This window comes from Bifidobacterium saguinibicoloris (genome assembly GCF_019331725.1).
Taxonomy (GTDB): Bacteria; Actinomycetota; Actinomycetes; order Actinomycetales; family Bifidobacteriaceae; genus Bifidobacterium; species Bifidobacterium saguinibicoloris.
In genome coordinates this window covers 27,010-44,734 of the sequence record NZ_JAHBBF010000017.1, presented here as the reverse complement: position 1 = coordinate 44,734, position 17,725 = coordinate 27,010, and the positions used below count along the sequence as shown (strand labels likewise).

Sequence of the window (17,725 nt, the reverse complement as noted above, 5' to 3'; positions counted from 1 at the left end):
GTGCCCGTCCCGTAACGGACGCGGCCGTATCGTGCAGGTGATGCGGCGGGGACGTGCCGCTGCTCGGCGCACGTGCCGTACGGCACGGCCGGAACATGCCGTATGCGTCGGAACATGCCGGAACACGAAGGGGGACGATATGACAGGAATCGAAGCATCGCCATCACTGCGGGAGGCGGACTCGGCGGGCACGGCAGACACGGCGGACGACGCCGCGCTGGGCGACGCCGACGTACGGCGGGAGGCCGCGGCGTCCGCGCTCACGGACGCCTCCTCGCCCGAGGAGGCGCGGCTCGCGTTCCGCGAGGGGCTCGTGCGGCCCACCTGCGGCATCGCGAAGGGCTACGCGCAGGCGAACCTCATGATCCTGCCGAAGGATCTCGCGTTCGACTTCCTCCTGTTCGCGCAGCGCAACCCCAAGCCCTGCCCGCTGCTCGAGGTGATGGAGCCCGGCGTGACCGAGCCGGCCACCTGCCCGGGCGCGGACATCCGCACCGACGTGCCGCTCTACCGCGTGTGGGAGCGCGGCGAGCTCGTGGCGGAAACGCCGGACATCACCGGATACTGGCGTGACGATCTGGTCACGTTCGTCATCGGATGCAGCTTCACGTTCGAGTTCCCGCTCATGGAGGCGGGCGTGCCGGTGCGGCACATCACCGCCGGACGCAACGTGCCGATGTACGACACGTCCGTCGCGTGCCGTCCGGCGGGCGCGTTCCATTCGACCATGGTCGTCTCGATGCGCGGCATTCCGGCCACGCAGGTGTCCGACGCGGTGCGCATTTCCGGCTACTACCCGTCCGTGCACGGCGCGCCCGTGTGTGTGGGCGATCCGGCCGCGATCGGCGTGACGGACCTGGCACATCCGGATTACGGCGATGCGCCGATCCTCGAGCCGGGCGACGTCCCCGTGTTCTGGGCGTGCGGCGTGACCCCGCAGGCAGCGGTGATGGCGTCAAAGCCGCCGTTCGCCATCACGCACGCGCCCGGGCACATGCTCATCACCTCGAAGCGCGACCTCGACTACATGGTGTGAACGCACGCGACGGACACCACACAAGCGCACACCGTACAGAGGCACCGCACAAGGGCAAAGGACTGACTCATGACCATCTCCATCGATCTCAACAGCGACATGGGCGAAAGCTTCGGTCGTTGGACGCTCGGCGACGACGCCGCGCTGCTCGACGTGGTTTCCAGCGCGAACATCGCGTGCGGATTCCATGCCGGCGACCCGTCCGTGATGCGCCGCACGCTGACGAACGCGGCGGCGAACGGCGTGGCGGTGGGCGCGCATGTCGCCTACCGCGATCTGGCGGGCTTCGGGCGCCGCTACGTGGACGTCGCGCCCGCTGAGCTCACCGCCGACGTGATGTATCAGCTGGCCGCGCTGGAGGGCATGGCCCGCGCGGCCGGCACGAGGGTGGGCTATGTGAAGCCGCATGGCGCGCTGTACAACCGCATCGTGGCCGACGAGACACAAGCCAAGGCCGTGGTGGACGCCATCGCGGCCATCGACGCCTCGCTCGGCGTGCTGACGCTGCCGGGTTCGGCGGTGGGCCGTCTGGCCGAGGCCGCCGGTCTGCGCGTGTTCCATGAGGCGTTCGCGGACAGGGCGTACACGCCGGAGGGCACGTTGGTCTCGCGCCGCTTGCCCGGCGCGGTGATCGCCGATCCGGATGCAGTGGCCGCGCGTGTGGCCCGCATGGTGCTCGAGGGAACGGTGGAGGCCGTCGACGGCACGACAGTGCCGATCCACGCCGATTCGGTGTGCGTTCACGGCGATTCGCCGGCGGCCGTGGCCCTGGCGAAGGCGGTGCGCGGGCGTCTTACCGCCGAGGGCGTCGCGGTCCGCCCGTTCGTCGGCGTGTGAGCGACGGAGGCGCACGATGACGTCGGCGACGAAAGGGGCGATGGCCGGGACGGCGCGAGCATCCGGAAAAGCGGGAGCATCCGGAAAAGCGGCCACGTCCGTCGGAGGCGGCGGGATGCGTATGCGTTTCCTCCCCTGCGGCGAATCGGCGATGATCGTCGAATGCGCTGGATTGGCGGAGGCGCTGCGCCTGTACACGGCGCTCGATGCCGCGTGCGCCAGGGCGCGCGAACGCGGGCGGCTGCCGGAGGATGCGGGCGGCCCGGGCTCGGCAGTGGACGTCTCGCTAGGCTCCGAGGACACCCGAACGAGTGCGGCGAGCCATGACGGCGCCTGCGGAACCGAGGAATCCGGCGCCGCGGCCGCCGACGCCGCCGTGCTGCGTTGCGTCACGCAGCTGCTGCCGGCGGCACGCACGGTGTATGTGGAGTACGACCGCTTGTACGAGTCCAGGCATCGCTTGTACACATCGGACTCGCGCTCGTACGATTTCCGCACACGCTTGTGCGAAACGATACGCCGCTTGGACACCCGCGGCGTGCGGACCGCACGGTCCCGCACCGTGGAGATTCCGGTGGTCTACGAGGGCGAGGACCTCGACGACGTGGCCTCGCTGCTCGGCGTCTCCGCCGAGCAGGTGGTCGCACGGCATGCGGGGCATCCGTGGACGGTGGCGTTCGGCGGCTTCGCGCCGGGCTTCGACTATCTCACCGGCGGCGACCCGCTGTTCGACGTGCCCCGACGGAAATCGCCCCGTTTGGCCGTTCCCGCCGGGTCGGTGGGGTTGGCCGGCACGTTCTCCGGCGTGTATCCGCGGTCCAGTTCGGGCGGGTGGCAGCTCATCGGCGTCACGTCCACGCCGCTGTGGGATACGGCGGCCGACCCGCCTGCATTGCTTGCGCCGGGCGACACCGTCCGGTTCACACCGGTCCGCGCCACGGCGAGCGCCCACGCCGACGAGGGCGACGTGCGGAGCGCCGACGGCGTGACCCGCGAGCCGGTCACCGGCACCGTCGGCCAGCTCTCATCCGCCGCTCACGTCGCGGCATCCCCGGCGTCCGATGCCGTGTCTTCCGCACCGGCCCCCACATCTCCGGCGCCCGCCGAACCGGGCACTCCGTTCTTGGAGGTCGTGAACCCGGGCGTGCTGAGTGTGTTCGAGGACGACGGCCGTCACGCGCCGCAGATGGGCGTCACCGGCTCCGGTGCGGCCGACCCGCGCGCCTTCCGTCTGGCGAACGAGCTGGTCGGCAATCCCGCGGGCACGCCCGCTCTCGAGCTGACGGCCGGTGGCGTCTCGTTCACCGCGCACGGCGACGTCGTGGTCGCGGTGGCCGGCGCGCCTGCATCCGTCACCATCACCGCGTCCGACGCGCCCGACGCACCGGCCGTCCCCGACGCCGGCACGTCACCCGACGCCGACGCATCGCACGCGTCCACCGCCCGCATCCGCACGGCCGTTCCCGCCCGCACGTTCGCCGTGACCCGGCAGGAAGCGGTGCTGCTGCGCGAAGGCGAGACGCTCGCCGTCGGCGCCCCCGCCGCCGGCTTACGCGACTATCTGGCGGTGCGTGGCGGCTTCGACGTCGCCACGATCCTCGGCTCGGCATCGACGGACACGATGAGCGGCATCGGTCCCGCGCCGCTGAAGCGCAGCGACCTGCTGCCCGTGCGTCCGGCCGCACGACCGGGCGCCGGCGTCGGTCTCCCCCGGCCGTGGCCGGACGACCTGCCGAAGCCGGGCGAGGTCACCGAACTCGCGGTGACGCTCGGTCCGCGCGACGACTGGTTCACCGAAGCCGGCGTCGCCGCGTTCCTCGGCGTCACGTGGACGGTCACCGCGCAGTCGAACCGTGTGGGACTGCGCCTCGCCGCGACGGACGCGCCTGCCGCCTCGCGCACCTTCCCCGCGGCGTCGCACGCAGCGTCAGGGGCGACACACGCGCCGCGCGGGCCGGAGTCGGAGCCGCGCTCGACGTCCCCGCTCATCGCACGCCGCGACCCGCACGCCGAACTCAAAAGCGAGGCGACGGTTCCCGGCAGCATCGAGGTGCCGGGCAACGGACTGCCGCTCATCTTCCTGCGCGACCAGCCGGTCACCGGCGGGTATCCGGTCATCGCGGTGCTCACGCGCGAGGCCCTCGTCACGGCAGGCCAACTGCCGCCCGGCGCGCGCGTCCATTTCACCGTCGCGCGACACGACGCCGACGGCGTCGCCGCCGATGCGGCCGGCGATTCCGCCGCAACCGCGACCGATTCCGCCGCAACCGCCGCCGTCTCCGCAAACGCAACCGCAAACGCAACCCCCGCCGTTTCCAGAGCCTCCGCCACCACGCACGAAAGGACGTCATGATGCCACAGCCGCAGCCCACCACACCATCGGAACAATCGAACACCCCGCAACCCACCCGTCACCCGAACCGTCGCCTGCACCGCATCCTCGTCGCCAACCGCGGCGAGATCGCGGCGCGCATCATCCACGCCTGCCATGACACGGGCCGCACGGCCATCGCCGTGTACGCCGATCCGGATGCGGACGCCCTGTTCGTGCATCTCGCCGACGAGGCGTACGCGCTGGGCGGCGCCGATGCGAAGGACACGTACCTGAACATCGACGCGATCGTCGGGGCGGCGCGCAAGGCGCACGCGGACGCCGTGCATCCCGGCTACGGGTTCCTTTCGGAGAACGCGGAGTTCGCCCAGGCGGTCATCGACGCGGGGCTCGCGTGGATCGGCCCGAGCCCGGAGACCATCCGGCTGCTCGGCAGCAAGGTGGAGGCGCGGCGCATCGCCGCCGAGGTGGGCGCGCCGATGGCGCCCGGCACCACCGCTCCCGTGCGCGATCCACAGGAGGTGGTCGACTTCGCCCGCGAGCACGGCCTGCCATTGGCCATCAAGGCGGTGTACGGCGGCGGCGGGCGCGGCCTGAAAGTGGTGCACGAGCTCAAGGACGTGCGCGAGGCGTTCCTTTCGGCCACGCATGAGGCCGAGGTGGCGTTCGGCAACGGCGACTGCTTCATCGAACGGTTCCTAGCGCGACCGCGCCACGTGGAGGTGCAGGTGCTGGGCGACCTGTCCGGGCATGTGGTGGCGGTGGGCACGCGCGACTGCTCGCTGCAGCGCCGCAACCAGAAGCTCATCGAGGAGGCGCCGGCGCCGTTCCTCGCGCCGGAGACGCGTGAGCGGCTCGAACGGGCGGCGGTCGCGATCTGCGAGCGCGCCCGCTACGCCGGCGCGGGCACGGTGGAGTTCCTGGTGGATCCGGACGGCACGATGTCGTTCATGGAGGTGAACACGCGCATCCAGGTGGAGCATCCGGTCACGGAGATGACGACGGGCGTGGATCTGGTGGAGGCTCAGTTCGCGGTGGCGGAGGGCGCGTCCGCCGCCGATGTGGTGGCGCGGGCGGTGCCGCCGCGCGGCCACGCCGTCGAATTCCGCATCAACGCGGAGGATCCGTCGCGCGGGTTCGTGCCGTTCCCGGGCGTGGTGGAGTCGCTGCGCGCGCCGTCCGGTCCGGGCGTCCGCTTCGATACGGGCGTCGAGGCGGGGTCGATTGTGTCCGACCGGTTCGATTCGATGCTGGCGAAGCTGGTGGTGTGGGCGCCGACGCGTGAGGCGTGCCTGCGCCGCGCCGCCCGCGCTCTAGCCGAGTTGGAGGTGCGCGGCGTGCCCACGGTGAAGGCGTTCGACGAGACGGTGCTGTCCGACCCGGATTTCGCCGCGCCGGACGGCCCGGATTCGTTCCGCGTGTACACGCGGTGGATCGAGGAGGTGCTGCTGCCGCGCACCGATGCGGCATCGCTCGCTTCGGGCGCGCCCGGCGCGCGCGCCGGGGTGCCCGAGCCGGTGCAGGCATGGATCGAATTGGACGGCCGAAGGATGCGCCTGGGACTGCCGGGCACGTTGGGCGCCGTGTTAGCGTCCGCCGCAAACGGCACGTTGGGTGCATCGACGGGCCTGCCGGGGGCGGCGGGTGATTCCGCCGGCGGTGCAGGCGCGGGCGCGGCCGACGAAGCGGCACGTCCGGCCGGCGCGATCGCCTCGACGATCACCGGCACCGTGGTGCGTTGGCTGGTGGACGACGGCGCGGCCGTCGCGGCCGGCGATCCGGTGGTGGTGGTCGAGGCGATGAAGATGGAGACGGAGGTGACGGCACCGATCGCCGGTACGGTCCGGCGGTCGGCGGCTCCGGGCGATGCGGTGCGGTTCGACGACGTGTTGGGCGTGGTCGAGCCCTAGTCGCTCCACCCCTGTTTCACGCGGTGTTCCACACCACCGCCGGCCGTTTCACGCGGTGTTCCACGGAACGCCCCACACCCCACGCCCCGCCCGCTGTTTCACGGAATGTTCCACACCATACGAAGTTGTTTCACATGACGTTTCACATATGCCTCACGCATGTTCCACGTCATGTTTCACAGAAGGGAGCCACTCATGGACGCCAATACCTCATCGCTCGCCAATCTGGCAAGCTGGCGCTTCTACCCACGCATCGCGCGCATCGCGCGTCTGGCCTCACGGGATGTGGGCCGCGGTTCGGAGACGCTGATGACCTACTCGCGCGGCGACCTGTTCCGGGCCGCACGGCAACTCGTCACCGGCCGACCCGGCCGCGCGCTTGTCGTCACCGGGTTCTTCATCCCGAAGGCCGAACATCCGGCCGCCGAGACCGACGGCCCGCTCGGCGCGCTGGAGGTGTGCATGGCTCTGCGCGCCATCGGCGGCGACGCCTGGCTCGTCACGGACGAATGCTGCGCGCCGGTCATCCAGCCCAGCGCCAAGGGGCTGCTGCCGGACGACCACGTGCTCGTCGCCCCGGTGCATGAACGCTTCGACGGCTGGATGAACGGCGTCATCGATCTGGCCCGCGCGAACGACATCGACACGCTCATCTACATCGAACGCGTGGGCCCCGGTGCGGACGGCAACCCACACAACATGCGCGGCATCGACATCAGCGAATGGACGGCACCGCTGAGCCGGCTCAAGCAGCTGGACCTGCACACCATCGGCGTGGGCGACGGCGGCAACGAGATCGGCATGGGCCGCGTGGCCGAATACGCCATCGCGGGCGTCGTGGATCACGGCGAGGACATCGCCTGCCGTGTGGCCACGGACGAGCTCATCGTCTCCGGCACGTCGAACTGGGGCGCGCACGCGCTGGCCTGCGCCATGCGCGCCATGGGCCAGCCGCGCATCGAACCGTACCTCGATTCCGCATGGCATCGTCGCACATTGGACGTCATCGTGGCGCACGGCGGGCTCGACGGCGTGCATATGACCAATGTGGCCACGGTGGACGGGCTCGAACCGGACCGCTACTTCGCCGAGATCGACGCCCTCACCGCGCTGGCGCGGTGAGGGCACGGCACCGGACCGGCCGGCCCATTCAGTTGGTCATCACATGCTTCAGTTGGCAACCATCGCGGGCAACGTCGGAGCAGGCCGAATGAGGATTCCCGGAATCAAGCCGATTCCGCATTCGGCCGCCGTCTCGTCGACCGGCATGGTTACCAATTGAAGCCCAAAAGAACCTATTAAAGGAGCCTCCGCCACCGGCGAAGGCTCCTTCGTATGCAGATCGCGGATTCCGCGGGTTCCGATGCATCACGCCTTGGGCACGGAGCCCTCCTGGGAGTGATCGAACACCGGCTTGTTGTCCGCATCGAACTTGTAGATGCCGATGGCGGCGGTGGAGGGGTCGTTCGCGTCGTTGAACGCGCCGATGCCCGCCAGACCCTGGTACTGGATGTCCTTGCCGGCCTTGAGCGCCGTCAGGCATTCCTTGTACGACTTGCACTTGGTGCCGCCGTTCTTGCCGGACACGGCGGGCAGGTTCTTGGCGACGGTCTCACCGTCGGCGCTGCCGCCCTTCTGGGCCGCGAGCGCGGCGAGCACCACCGCGTCATAGGTCTCGTTGGCGTAGGTGAAGTCGGTGACCTTGGGGTCGATCTTCTTGAGCTTCGCCTGGTAGTCGTCGGTGGGGTGAGCGCCCGGGATGGTGCCGATGGTGCCTTCGAGCAGGCCGGCGTCGAAGTCGGCGGAGTGGTCCACGGTGTTGCCGTCGGACATGAACAGCTTGTGGGTGTCGACGCCGGCGGTCTTCAGCGCCTTGACGAGCGCGGTGGTCTGGTCGAACGCGATGACGAGCGTGGCGTCCGGGTTGGAGGCCTTGACGGCGGTGGCGATGGATGAGAAGTTCGTTTCGGTCGGATCGAAGGTGTCCTTCTCGCCGTAGACGACGTTCACGCCGGCCGCTTCGACGGTCTTGACGACGACGTCGCGCAGGTGGGTGCCGTACTCGTCGTTGAACACGGCGATGGCGAGGTTCTTCACGCCCTCCTGGGCGATGACCTGGCCGAGCACGGCGCCTTGGACGGTGTCCGGGGCGATGGTGCGGAAGAACTTGTCGCTGATGCCGCTGAGCGAGGTGGATGTGGCGCCTTCGGAGATCATCGGCACGCCGGATTCGGTGACCTGCTTGTACGTGTTCTTCACCACGGAGCTGGACGGCGGACCCACCACCACGGACGGCTTCTTGGAGAGCACGCTCTGCGCGGCCGCGGTGTTCTGGTCGGCGTGGTCCGCGTCGGAGGTGTCGGCCGTGGTGGTGGTGATGTCCTTGCCGAGCACGCCGCCGGCCGCGTTGATGTCGTCGGCGGCCTGCTTCAGGGCGGCCACGTTGGATGGTCCGATGTACGCCATGGAGCCGGTCTCTGGGAACATGCCGGCGGCCACGAACGTGTCCTGCTTGCCGGAGCCGGAGTTCGAGCCGTCGCCCGCCGATCCGCATCCGGCGAGCGCCATGGATGCGGCCGCCACGATCGCGGTGATGGCCATCGCCTTGCTTGCGTTTGTCTTCCTCATCGTCATCACTTTCCTCTCTTATGTTCCGGATGCCATGCCGTATGCCGGCGTCCGGCAGTGATGTTGCGATCCGCGCTGTTGTTCCGCCCGAATCTTGAGGTCGACGGTACGCGGCGGGTGATTCCGCCGCGTTGTGTTCGTGTAACCGCCCCATGAATGGCGAAAAGCCGGGGAAATGTTCTTGGACATTTCCCCGGCTTGCCGTCGCTCATGGAAGGATCACAGGCCCAGCTGTTTCTTCAGATTGCGCAGGTCTTCGAGCTCCTCCTGCATGCGGTCCACGGAATTCTGCAGGTCGCTGATGTGCATCGCCTGCTGGTAGATGATGAGGTCGCGCAGGTCGATGCGTTTGTCGGAGGAGAGGATCAGCCGCTCCGGGTCGATGCCGATATCGGAGGTCTTGTCGAAGATGTCGAACAGCGACACCGTATGTCGTTCCTCGTCGTGCGGGACGTCGCTTTTCTGCTTGGCATGGTGGGGCGGGGTGCTTCCGGGATGCCTGGCTTCCTGGACGAGCCGTTCGTTCGCCTTCCAGCGTGCGAAGCAGCGTTCGACGCGCTTGTTACCGATGAGCGCGGAGTCAAGTCCGGCTTTGCGGAAGATCTGGACGGGCGATTCACCGTTGAAGTAGCTTCTGAGGCTTTCGATTTTGAACTCGTCGGTGTAGCGGATGCGTTCCTCGTCGGCGAAGTGCACGGCGGCGAGGGTGTTGAGATAGGCTACTTCCTCCGGTGAGAAGCGGTCTCCCCTGTGATGCGTCGTCATTGGACGTCTCCTTGGTGGGTTGACATGCGATGCGGCCGCGCCCGTGGCGCGGCCGTGGAGGATGCTGCGACGGCCGGCGTCGCCCTTCGATGAGGGGACGCCGGCCGAGGTGCGCGGGCGGCGGGACGGTCCCGTCACCCGCGCGGTCACACGCCCGGCGGTCCGGATACCGCTCCGCGCCGGGTTGGTGGTGTGTGCAGGTGCGACGTACCGGTCAGATCTCCAGCGCGCGCTTGGTGCTGCGGCTCTTGGCGAACACGGTGGCCGCCGCGCCGGCGAGCAGGCCGGCGAGCACGACGAACAGGGCGATGCCCGCGGCGCCGGTCTTCGGCAGCTCGGTCACGTTCTTCACGTTCTTGACCTTGATGGCGGACACGTCGCCGGACACCAGACCGAACATCCCATTCTCCTGATAGGAGACGTTGCCGTCCTTGTCGATGGTGACGGTGAACTTCGCCTTGACCGCGGTCATGAAGCCTTCAGGGGTCTTGGTCTCCTCGACGGTGTACGTACCGGCCTTCAGGCCCGTGACCGTGAACACGCCGTTGGTCGAGTCGGCGTTCCAATACTCCGCGTCATCGGACAGGCCGCCACGCTCCTGCTGCGAGACGTACTTCCCGGCTTCGTTCGTGATGGTGAACTCGGCGCCCTTGAGGTTGTTGCCGTCCGCATCGGTCTTGGTGAACGTGAACCCGTACGTCTTCAACGTCTTCTCGCCGGGCTTCGACTCGCCCTGACCGTTCGGGCTCACGGTCGCCTTGTTGGACACCGTGTCCACCGCGTCCTGGTTGACCGTGGCCGTGTACACCATCTTGATCTTGCGGTTGGAGTACGCGGACACGTCACTGACGGTCACGGTGAAGTACCTGGACCCGTCGTCGGAGCCCACGACGCGGTCCACGTCGTTCCAGGAACCGGTCTCCACCTCGTCGGCGGACAGCGGGTCGGCCGGGTACGTGCCGTCCTTGCCAGCCACGTACACCTTCACGTTGGTGGAGATGTCCTCGACGGTCAGGCCCTTGCCCGGGTAGTCCTTGAACTGGTAGCTGAATTTGTCATGGCCCACGGTGCTCGGGATCTCACCCTTCACCGTGTACGTGAGCTGATCGCCCACATTCACTGTGCCCTTGGTGTCACCCGTGACGGTCTTCGTCGGCGCCTGGTTCGGCTGGTTCTTCACATCCACCTCGCCCAGCTTCTGGCCCTTCAAACCGAGCAAGCTCCGGCCGGCGACCGCGGTCGCCACGACCATCGGAATCGACGGGCCGTAGTTCGCGTCACCGGACTGACCCTCGGTGGCATCCACCACCACGTACAGACCCTCAGGCAGACCGGTGAACTCCGCCGTGCCGTCCTTGCCCGTCGCCGTCAGCGTGGACTGTTCCACGAGCGTCTTGAACGCACCATCCGCGGCGAGCCTGGTCACGAACTTGCGCAGCGTGCCATCCCACGGCTCGGCATTCGAGTCATTCATGTTCGCGGCCACGTAGCCGGCCGGGTTGCCGGCCTTGCCATACACGCTCGCCGCGTACGCGTCCTTGTCGACCTCGTTCAACGCGATCTCCAGCACGTCCTTCGCGGACGCATCGGTCCCGACCTCGACCGAATCGACCAGATTCGCCTGCTTGTCGGAAAGCGAAGCGGACACGTACGAACCGACACGCACCGCCTTGAACGAACGCGCGTTGACGCCCTCGCCGGACAACGTGATCACGCCATCGGACGCAGCCAACGCATCGGCCGACGCCTCCGCCGCATTCGCGGTGGCCGCGCCCAACGCGAGACCACCCAGCAGGGTCGCCGCCGCGGCGACGCCTGCGAACAACTGCTTTATCGTCATGAAAACCCTCTACTCCTTATGATGAGAATCCTGCACTCCCCCCGACATCGAAGGGGGCACATCCACAATGGAACATTACTCGCCATATGGGATTGTGTGGGTACAACACCCCTACGTAGTGGGCATTCCCTTATATTCAAGGGGTGTGGCACCCGATATTCCCGCAACCCGTCCCGCAATACGACAAAGGCCTCCTTCCGGAGACATCGCATCACATCGATGTCTCCGGAAGGAGGCCCTATTCACTCACGACTGCGGACGCCCCGCGGTCGCGGACGCCGCAATCGGCCCGCAAACCGCAAACCGCAAACCGATCAGTTGCCGTTGACGGCGCCGCCGCCGGACTGCTGCACGATGGCGGCGAGGAAGTCGCGGTTCGTGGCGGTCTTCTTGAGGCGCGGCACGAGCGTCTGGTACGCCTGCTCGGGCTCCATGCCGCCGAGCAGCCTGCGCAGACGGTAGACGATCGTCAGCTCCTGCGGCGCGGTGATGAGCTCCTCGCGGCGGGTGCCGGACGCGTTGATGTCGATGGCGGGGAACAGGCGCTTGTCGGCGAGTTCGCGGGAGAGGCGCAGCTCCATGTTGCCGGTGCCCTTGAACTCCTCGAAGATCACCTCATCCATCTTGGAGCCGGTCTCCACCAGCGCGGACGAGATGATGGTGAGCGAGCCGCCGTTCTCGATGTTGCGGGCCGCGCCGAAGAACTTCTTCGGCGGGTACAGGGCCTGCGCGTCCACGCCGCCGGACAGGATGCGGCCGGAGGCGGGCGCGGCGATGTTGTAGGCGCGGGCCAGTCGGGTCATCGAGTCGAGCAGCACCACCACGTCCTGGCCGAGCTCGACGAGACGCTTCGCGCGTTCGATGGCGAGCTCCGCCACGGTGGTGTGGTCGGAGGCGGGACGGTCGAAGGTGGAGGAGATGACCTCGCCCTGCACCGTGCGCTCCATGTCCGTGACCTCTTCCGGACGCTCGTCCACGAGCACGACCATCAGATGGACTTCCGGGTTGTTCGTGGTGATGGAGTTGGCGATGTTCTGCAGCGTGATGGTCTTGCCGGCCTTCGGCGGGGAGACGATGAGGCCGCGCTGGCCCTTGCCGATCGGGGAGACGATGTCCATGATGCGGCCGGTGAGCTTGTTGGGCGTGGTCTCCTGCTTGAGGCGCTCCTGCGGGTAGAGCGGCGTGAGCTTGCTGAACTGCGGGCGGTTCGCCGCCTGTTCGACGGTCATGCCGTTGATGGAGTCGATGGACTGCAACGGCACGAACTTCTGACGCTGGTTGCGGCGGTCGCCTTCGCGCGGGGCGCGGATGGCGCCGTGCACGGCGTCGCCCTTCCGCAGGCCGTACTTCTTGACCTGGCCCATGGAGACGTACACGTCGTTCGGTCCGGGCAAGTAGCCGGAAGTGCGCACGAACGCGTAGGAGTCGAGCACGTCGACGATGCCGGCGACGGGCACGAGGTCGTTCTGTTCGTCGCGGCCCGCGTTGCGCTCGGCGCGCTCGCCGCGTTCCGTGCGGTCGAGACGGTCGTTGACGAGGCGCTCGGCGCGCTCGTCGCGGTTGCCGCGACGGTCGTCGAAGTCGTTGCGGTTGCGGCCGCGCAGGCGGCGTCCGCGACGGTCCATGCGCTCGTCGCGGTCGTTGCCGCGTTCGGCGTCGCGACCGACGTTGCGGTCGTTGCGCTCGGCGCGGTCGGCGTTGAAGCGGTCGTTGCCGCGTTCCGTGCGGTCGACGCGGCCGCGACGCGGCTCGGCGTTCTCGCCGTGGGCGTCGTTGCGCTGGGTGGGCAGGGTGGCGAGGATGTCGTCGAGGTCGCGCACGACCTCGGTCTCGTGGTTCTGCTCCTGCTCGTCGGAGGAGCGGCGACGGCGACGCACGTTGGCGACGATGATCTCGTCGCCGTTCTCGTCGATGACGTGGCGGCGGCCGGTCTTCGGCGCACTGGCCTCGTCGGACGGCTTGCGGTCGAGGTCGAGCGCGTCCAGCAGGTTGGCGGTGTCGATGGGCGCCGGTTCGACGACGCGACGCTCGGCACGGCGGCCCTTGCGGGCGCCTTCCTCGCGGTGGTCCTCCAGGCCTGCGACGGCGGCGTCGGCGTCCGTGGCGCCTTCGGCCGTACGACGGGTGCGACGATGCTTGCCGCGCGGCTCGTCCTGCTCGGCGGGCTGTTCGGTCTGCTCAACGGGCTTCGCGGCCTCGGCGGCCGGGGCTTCCGGAGCGGTCTCGCCCTGGGTCTGTTCCTGGGCCGCGGCCTGCTCGAGGGTGGGGGTCGTCTCCTTCGGCTCCTCGGCGGCCTTCGCGGTCTTCTTCGGCACGCGCACGGTGACGCCGGCCGGCGGCTCCCCGCCGTTGCGGGCGGCCTGCAAGGTGGCGAGCAACTCGGGCTTGCGCATGGTGGACGTGCCACGCAGGCCCATCTGCTTGGCAAGCTCCTTGAGCTGAGGCAGCTTCATTTCCTCAAGATTCTGGCTAGTTGCCACGTTTCATACCTTTCCACAGCATGTGCCCACGCATGCCCGCGGGCTTCCGCCTGAAATGTGATTACGACCTCAAGTCGTCTGTGAATGTCCGCCGCAATGCCATGCCCGCGAACTGGATTCACTCTACAACGCCAATCGGACCAACGCAAACCAACGTCGCACGCGTCGAACGCATGCGGAACGCGTACGAAAAAGGCTCCTTCCCCGTCCGGGGAAGGAGCCTGTCCGTAGCGAAAACGCTCCGTCATCTACTGCTGCAGAAAGGAAATAACGTGTGCGGCCTCTAGGCGCACCGAGGGAAGACGTACAAAGAGGTACGTCGACCGAGGAGCAACGACGAGGACGCTCCGTTATTTCATTTCTGCTCGTGGTAGGACTTATCGGTGTTGACAGACCACACGTTCTTCTTCGAGGTCTTGCCGGACTTGATGTTGCCGACGGCCTCGATGGCGGTGGCCATGGAGTGGTCCATGTTGTTGTAGCGGTGCTGGCCGTTGCGGCCCACGCAGTAGAGGTTGCCGAAGCCGTCGAGGTATTCGACGAGCTCGTCCATGTGGTCGTAGGTGTCGAAGTAGGCGGGGTACGCCTTCTTGACGCGTTCGCGATGGGAGTCGAGCACGTCCGCCGGGCCGTTGATGACGCGCATGCGGGTGAGCTCGGAGATCGCGAACTTGGTGGCCTCCTCGTCGGTCATGTTCCAGAACGAGTCGCCTTCCTCGCAGAAGTATTCGAGGCCGATCCACACGGTGTCGTCGACGTCCTTGACGAGGTACGGGCTCCAGTTGTTGAAGATCTGGAGGCGGCCCACCTTGTAGCCCGGGTCCTGCACGTAGATCCAGCAGTCGGGGACAATCGGCGGGTTGCCGAGCGTGGGGATGTCGGTGGTGTTCTTGAGGCGCAGGTGCTTGACGAGCAGGCCCACGGTGACGAAGTCGCGGTAGGGCAGGCCGTTGGCCACGTCCACCATATCCTTGGGCTCGTGCTTGCCCTGGGTCTCCTCGGTGCCGGCGTCGAGGGCGTTGACGAGGTCCTTGACGGGCATGGAGGAGATGAACTGGTCGGCGGTGATCTCGTTGCGGTTGCCTTCGGAGTCGACGGTCACGACGGAGGCGATGCGGCCGTCCTTCTGACGCACCTCCACGACCTTCGCGTCGGTGACGACGTTGACGCCGGCCTCGACGCAGTTCTGCTCGACGGTCTCCCACAGCTGGCCCGGACCGTACTTCGGGTACCAGAACTCCTCGATGAGGGAGGTCTCGACCTCGGCGTTGGAGCGCTTCTTCGGCAGGAGCTTCTGGAACGCGTTCTTGAGCACGCCCATGATGGACAGGCCCTTGACGCGCTGGGAGCCCCAGTCGGCGGAGATCTGGGAGGGGTGACGGCCCCACAGCTTCTCCGTGTAGCCTTCGAAGAACATGGAGTAGAGCTTGCGGCCGAAGCGGTTGATGTAGAAGTTCTCGAGGTTGTCCTCGGGCAGCTTGTGGATCATCGACTTCAGGTAGGAGAAGCCGGCCACCATGGTGAGCTTGAAGCCCATGGCCTTGAGCGTGTTGGCGCTCAGGGAGATCGGGTAGTCGAAGAAGTGGCGGTTCCAGTAGATGCGGGAGACGCGGTGGCGCTTGAGCATCACCTTGTCCTCGGTCTCCGGGTCGGGGCCGCCCGGCTCCATGTCGTGCTCGCGGCCGAGCTTCTTGTCATCATAGGAGGGTGCGCCCTGCAACGGCAGGGTCTCCTTCCACCAGTCCATGATGCGCTCGTCCTTCGAGAAGAACCGGTGGCCACCGATGTCCATGCGGTTGCCGTTATGCTTCACGGTGCGGGAAATGCCGCCGAATTCGCGGGTCTCCTCGAGCACGGTGACGTCGTACTTCTCGGCGCCGCCGTCCTTGATGAGCTCCCATGCCGCGGTCAGGCCCGCGGGGCCGCCGCCGATGATCACCACGGATTGCTTGTCGGTCACATTCATCTCCTTATAACAAATCACGCATATCCTACCGGAGCGCCCGGAACCGCACGCCGCACGTGTGCGGATGCACACAGAATCATCCCCATCGCAGGGCCGCCGCACGCCATCGAACACCGGACGCACGACGTCGCGCGTCATCGCGGGGCCGCCGCACGCCGATCGAACGTCGTCGACGAACAAACGGCCGCCCGCCGTCGCGGATCCCGGAATCGGACCCACAGCGACGGACGGCCGCATATCAACGCCGGAGCGTCGGCCGCGCGTCAACGACGCGCGCCGCAGCCGACGTCAGTGGATGTCGTCGGGGATGTCGATGTCGCTCTTCTGCACTTCCTCCACGTTGACGTCCTTGAACGTCACGATGCGCACGTTCTTGACGAAACGGCTGGGACGGTACACGTCCCACACCCACGCGTCGGTGAGCTGCACGTCGAAGTACACGTCCTGGCCGGCGGACCGCACGTTGAAGTCGACCTTGTTGGCCAGGTAGAAGCGGCGTTCGGTCTCCACCACGTAGGTGAACAGCTTGATGACGTCGCGGTACTCCTTGTACAGCGCGAGTTCCGCGTCGGTTTCGTAGTTGTCGAGGTCTTCGGCGCTCATATCCGTCCTTCGTTCATGCCCTTCGGCCCGCCGCGGCGCGCCCATGCCGACGCCCTGCCATCGCGCGGGTCTCTTCGTTCCGGAAACCACCTTACCGATGGCCCCTACATTTCGCCGGCGCGCCGGCGCATCGGACGTCGTCCGGCGGTCCGACGACGCGACGGTCTACTCGCGTTTGCGGCCGCGGCCGAGCGTACGCCACCACGCGTCCTTCGAGGTCTTGCGCTCGCTCTGCCCGTACGGCCAGTTGCTCTCCTCGTCGGCCGATTCGCGCGTGGCGTGCGTGCCACCCGACGTGCCGGACACGTTCTTGGGCGGCAGGCCCAGCCGTTCACGCGCCTCGTCCGGGGTCATGCGGTGCGCGTTCTCGCGCGTCGGCTCCGGATGACGTTCGACGCGGTCGCGCGTGGCCGTCGCGCCGTCGCGCGCGTCGGCGTCCGACGCCGTGGCGTCGGTCGCACCCTCGCCAGCGGCATCCTCCTGCTCGCGTTGCCGCTGTTGGATGGCGATGGAGTGCTCGCGTGCGCTCAACGCCTCCTGAATGCCCGGATTGTCCTCGAACACGTGCATGCCGAACGCGTCGAGCGAACGGATCGGATCGTACTCGTCGAACAGCGTGTCCATCACGATGAGGTCCTGATACTTGCCGGTCGTCGGATCCCACAGGGCGTCGCGCGACGTGCCGGACGGCACGAAGCCGAGCGACTGGTACACGGACACGGAACGCGAGTTCTGCTCGGGCACGGCCACCCAGATGCGGTGCATGCCGAGACCGGCCGGCTCGGGCGCGAAACCGTAGGTCATGACGCGGGGCATCGCGTCACGCGAATAGCCGCGGCCGCGGTAGTCCTTGCCGAGGATGACCTGGATGCGCGCGGAACGCGACCATCCGTCGATGTCGATGAGGAAGATCATGCCGATGACGTTGCCGGTGGACGCGGCGTCCGTCACATGGTCGGCGTCGTGGTCGGCGTCGGTGAGCACCGCCCACGCCATGGTGCGGCGGGATTCCGGATCGCCCACACCCGACTCGCTGGGCGCCTGACCCTGCGTCCACGCCACGGAGCGACGCACCCACGCGTGCACCACCGCACGTTCCGCGTTCTCGTCCTTGCCGGTGATGCGGTTGGCGCCATGATAGGCCTCGAGTTCGTCGAGCTTGGGCAGATCCTCCATGGTGGCGGGACGCAGATGCACCATTTCGCCGCGAATCGGCGGAATCACGATGCGCGACGGCAGATCACGCCGCTGCTCCGACACCGATGCTTCCGTGTGCTCACTCATAATCCTTGTCCATCCCTCGCATTCGTAACCGAATCGCCTGACCG

The 17,725-nt window shown here is 67.7% G+C and carries 12 protein-coding genes; 5 read left to right on the top strand and 7 right to left on the bottom strand.

The window, feature by feature from the left end; genetic code table 11:
- The first annotated feature begins 139 nt into the window (after positions 1–139).
- The 5 genes from KIH78_RS09360 (at position 140) to KIH78_RS09340 (ending at position 7,237) form a co-directional block, all read left to right on the top strand.
- Positions 140–1,036, top strand: coding sequence for a putative hydro-lyase (locus tag KIH78_RS09360; protein WP_219132136.1), 897 nt, complete (start codon positions 140–142; stop codon positions 1,034–1,036).
- Positions 1,037–1,105: 69 nt separating this feature from the next.
- A complete protein-coding gene (locus tag KIH78_RS09355; RefSeq protein ID WP_219132135.1) occupies positions 1,106–1,873 on the top strand; it encodes a LamB/YcsF family protein in 768 nt (255 codons plus the stop codon).
- 121 nt (positions 1,874–1,994) lie between these two features.
- Positions 1,995–4,226, top strand: coding sequence for a 5-oxoprolinase subunit B/C family protein (locus KIH78_RS09350; RefSeq protein ID WP_236034555.1), 2,232 nt, complete (start codon positions 1,995–1,997; stop codon positions 4,224–4,226).
- Positions 4,227–4,300: 74 nt separating this feature from the next.
- Entirely contained in the window at positions 4,301–6,115 is a 1,815-nt protein-coding gene (locus tag KIH78_RS09345) for an acetyl/propionyl/methylcrotonyl-CoA carboxylase subunit alpha (RefSeq protein ID WP_236034561.1), read from the top strand.
- 195 nt (positions 6,116–6,310) lie between these two features.
- Positions 6,311–7,237: a DUF4392 domain-containing protein gene (locus KIH78_RS09340; RefSeq protein WP_214314509.1), complete on the top strand. Its 927-nt coding sequence runs from the start codon at positions 6,311–6,313 to the stop codon at positions 7,235–7,237.
- A 246-nt stretch (positions 7,238–7,483) separates the two neighbouring features.
- Here KIH78_RS09340 and KIH78_RS09335 read toward each other — a convergent pair whose 3' ends face one another.
- From KIH78_RS09335 to KIH78_RS09305, 7 genes are all read right to left on the bottom strand, one after another.
- Complete coding sequence (locus tag KIH78_RS09335; RefSeq protein ID WP_219132134.1) at positions 7,484–8,743, bottom strand: ABC transporter substrate-binding protein; 1,260 nt, start codon at positions 8,741–8,743, stop codon at positions 7,484–7,486.
- 219 nt (positions 8,744–8,962) lie between these two features.
- Positions 8,963–9,508: a hypothetical protein gene (locus KIH78_RS09330; protein ID WP_219132133.1), complete on the bottom strand. Its 546-nt coding sequence runs from the start codon at positions 9,506–9,508 to the stop codon at positions 8,963–8,965.
- Between the two features lie 214 nt (positions 9,509–9,722).
- Positions 9,723–11,348 carry a SpaA isopeptide-forming pilin-related protein gene (locus tag KIH78_RS09325; protein WP_219132132.1) on the bottom strand — a complete coding sequence of 542 codons (1,626 nt, stop codon included), beginning with the start codon at positions 11,346–11,348 and terminating at the stop codon, positions 9,723–9,725.
- Between the two features lie 314 nt (positions 11,349–11,662).
- Positions 11,663–13,828 carry a transcription termination factor Rho gene (gene rho / locus KIH78_RS09320; RefSeq protein ID WP_219132131.1) on the bottom strand — a complete coding sequence of 722 codons (2,166 nt, stop codon included), beginning with the start codon at positions 13,826–13,828 and terminating at the stop codon, positions 11,663–11,665.
- Positions 13,829–14,183: 355 nt separating this feature from the next.
- Positions 14,184–15,788, bottom strand: coding sequence for an NAD(P)/FAD-dependent oxidoreductase (locus KIH78_RS09315; RefSeq protein WP_219132130.1), 1,605 nt, complete (start codon positions 15,786–15,788; stop codon positions 14,184–14,186).
- A gap of 294 nt (positions 15,789–16,082) precedes the next feature.
- Positions 16,083–16,397, bottom strand: coding sequence for a DUF2469 domain-containing protein (locus tag KIH78_RS09310; protein ID WP_163196996.1), 315 nt, complete (start codon positions 16,395–16,397; stop codon positions 16,083–16,085).
- Between the two features lie 165 nt (positions 16,398–16,562).
- Complete coding sequence (locus KIH78_RS09305; protein ID WP_219132129.1) at positions 16,563–17,681, bottom strand: GNAT family N-acetyltransferase; 1,119 nt, start codon at positions 17,679–17,681, stop codon at positions 16,563–16,565.
- Positions 17,682–17,725: the final 44 nt, after the last annotated feature.

What these genes read in the sequence shown, in the direction of transcription:
- KIH78_RS09360 (WP_219132136.1), top strand. Translation starts at nt 140, where the DNA reads ATGACAGGAATCGAAGCATCGCCATCACTGCGGGAGGCGGACTCGGCG.
- KIH78_RS09355 (WP_219132135.1), top strand. Translation starts at nt 1,106, where the DNA reads ATGACCATCTCCATCGATCTCAACAGCGACATGGGCGAAAGCTTCGGT.
- KIH78_RS09350 (WP_236034555.1), top strand. Translation starts at nt 1,995, where the DNA reads ATGCGTTTCCTCCCCTGCGGCGAATCGGCGATGATCGTCGAATGCGCT.
- KIH78_RS09340 (WP_214314509.1), top strand. Translation starts at nt 6,311, where the DNA reads ATGGACGCCAATACCTCATCGCTCGCCAATCTGGCAAGCTGGCGCTTC.
- KIH78_RS09335 (WP_219132134.1), bottom strand. Translation starts at nt 8,743, where the DNA reads ATGAGGAAGACAAACGCAAGCAAGGCGATGGCCATCACCGCGATCGTG.
- KIH78_RS09330 (WP_219132133.1), bottom strand. Translation starts at nt 9,508, where the DNA reads ATGACGACGCATCACAGGGGAGACCGCTTCTCACCGGAGGAAGTAGCC.
- KIH78_RS09325 (WP_219132132.1), bottom strand. Translation starts at nt 11,348, where the DNA reads ATGACGATAAAGCAGTTGTTCGCAGGCGTCGCCGCGGCGGCGACCCTG.
- KIH78_RS09310 (WP_163196996.1), bottom strand. Translation starts at nt 16,397, where the DNA reads ATGAGCGCCGAAGACCTCGACAACTACGAAACCGACGCGGAACTCGCG.
- KIH78_RS09305 (WP_219132129.1), bottom strand. Translation starts at nt 17,681, where the DNA reads ATGAGTGAGCACACGGAAGCATCGGTGTCGGAGCAGCGGCGTGATCTG.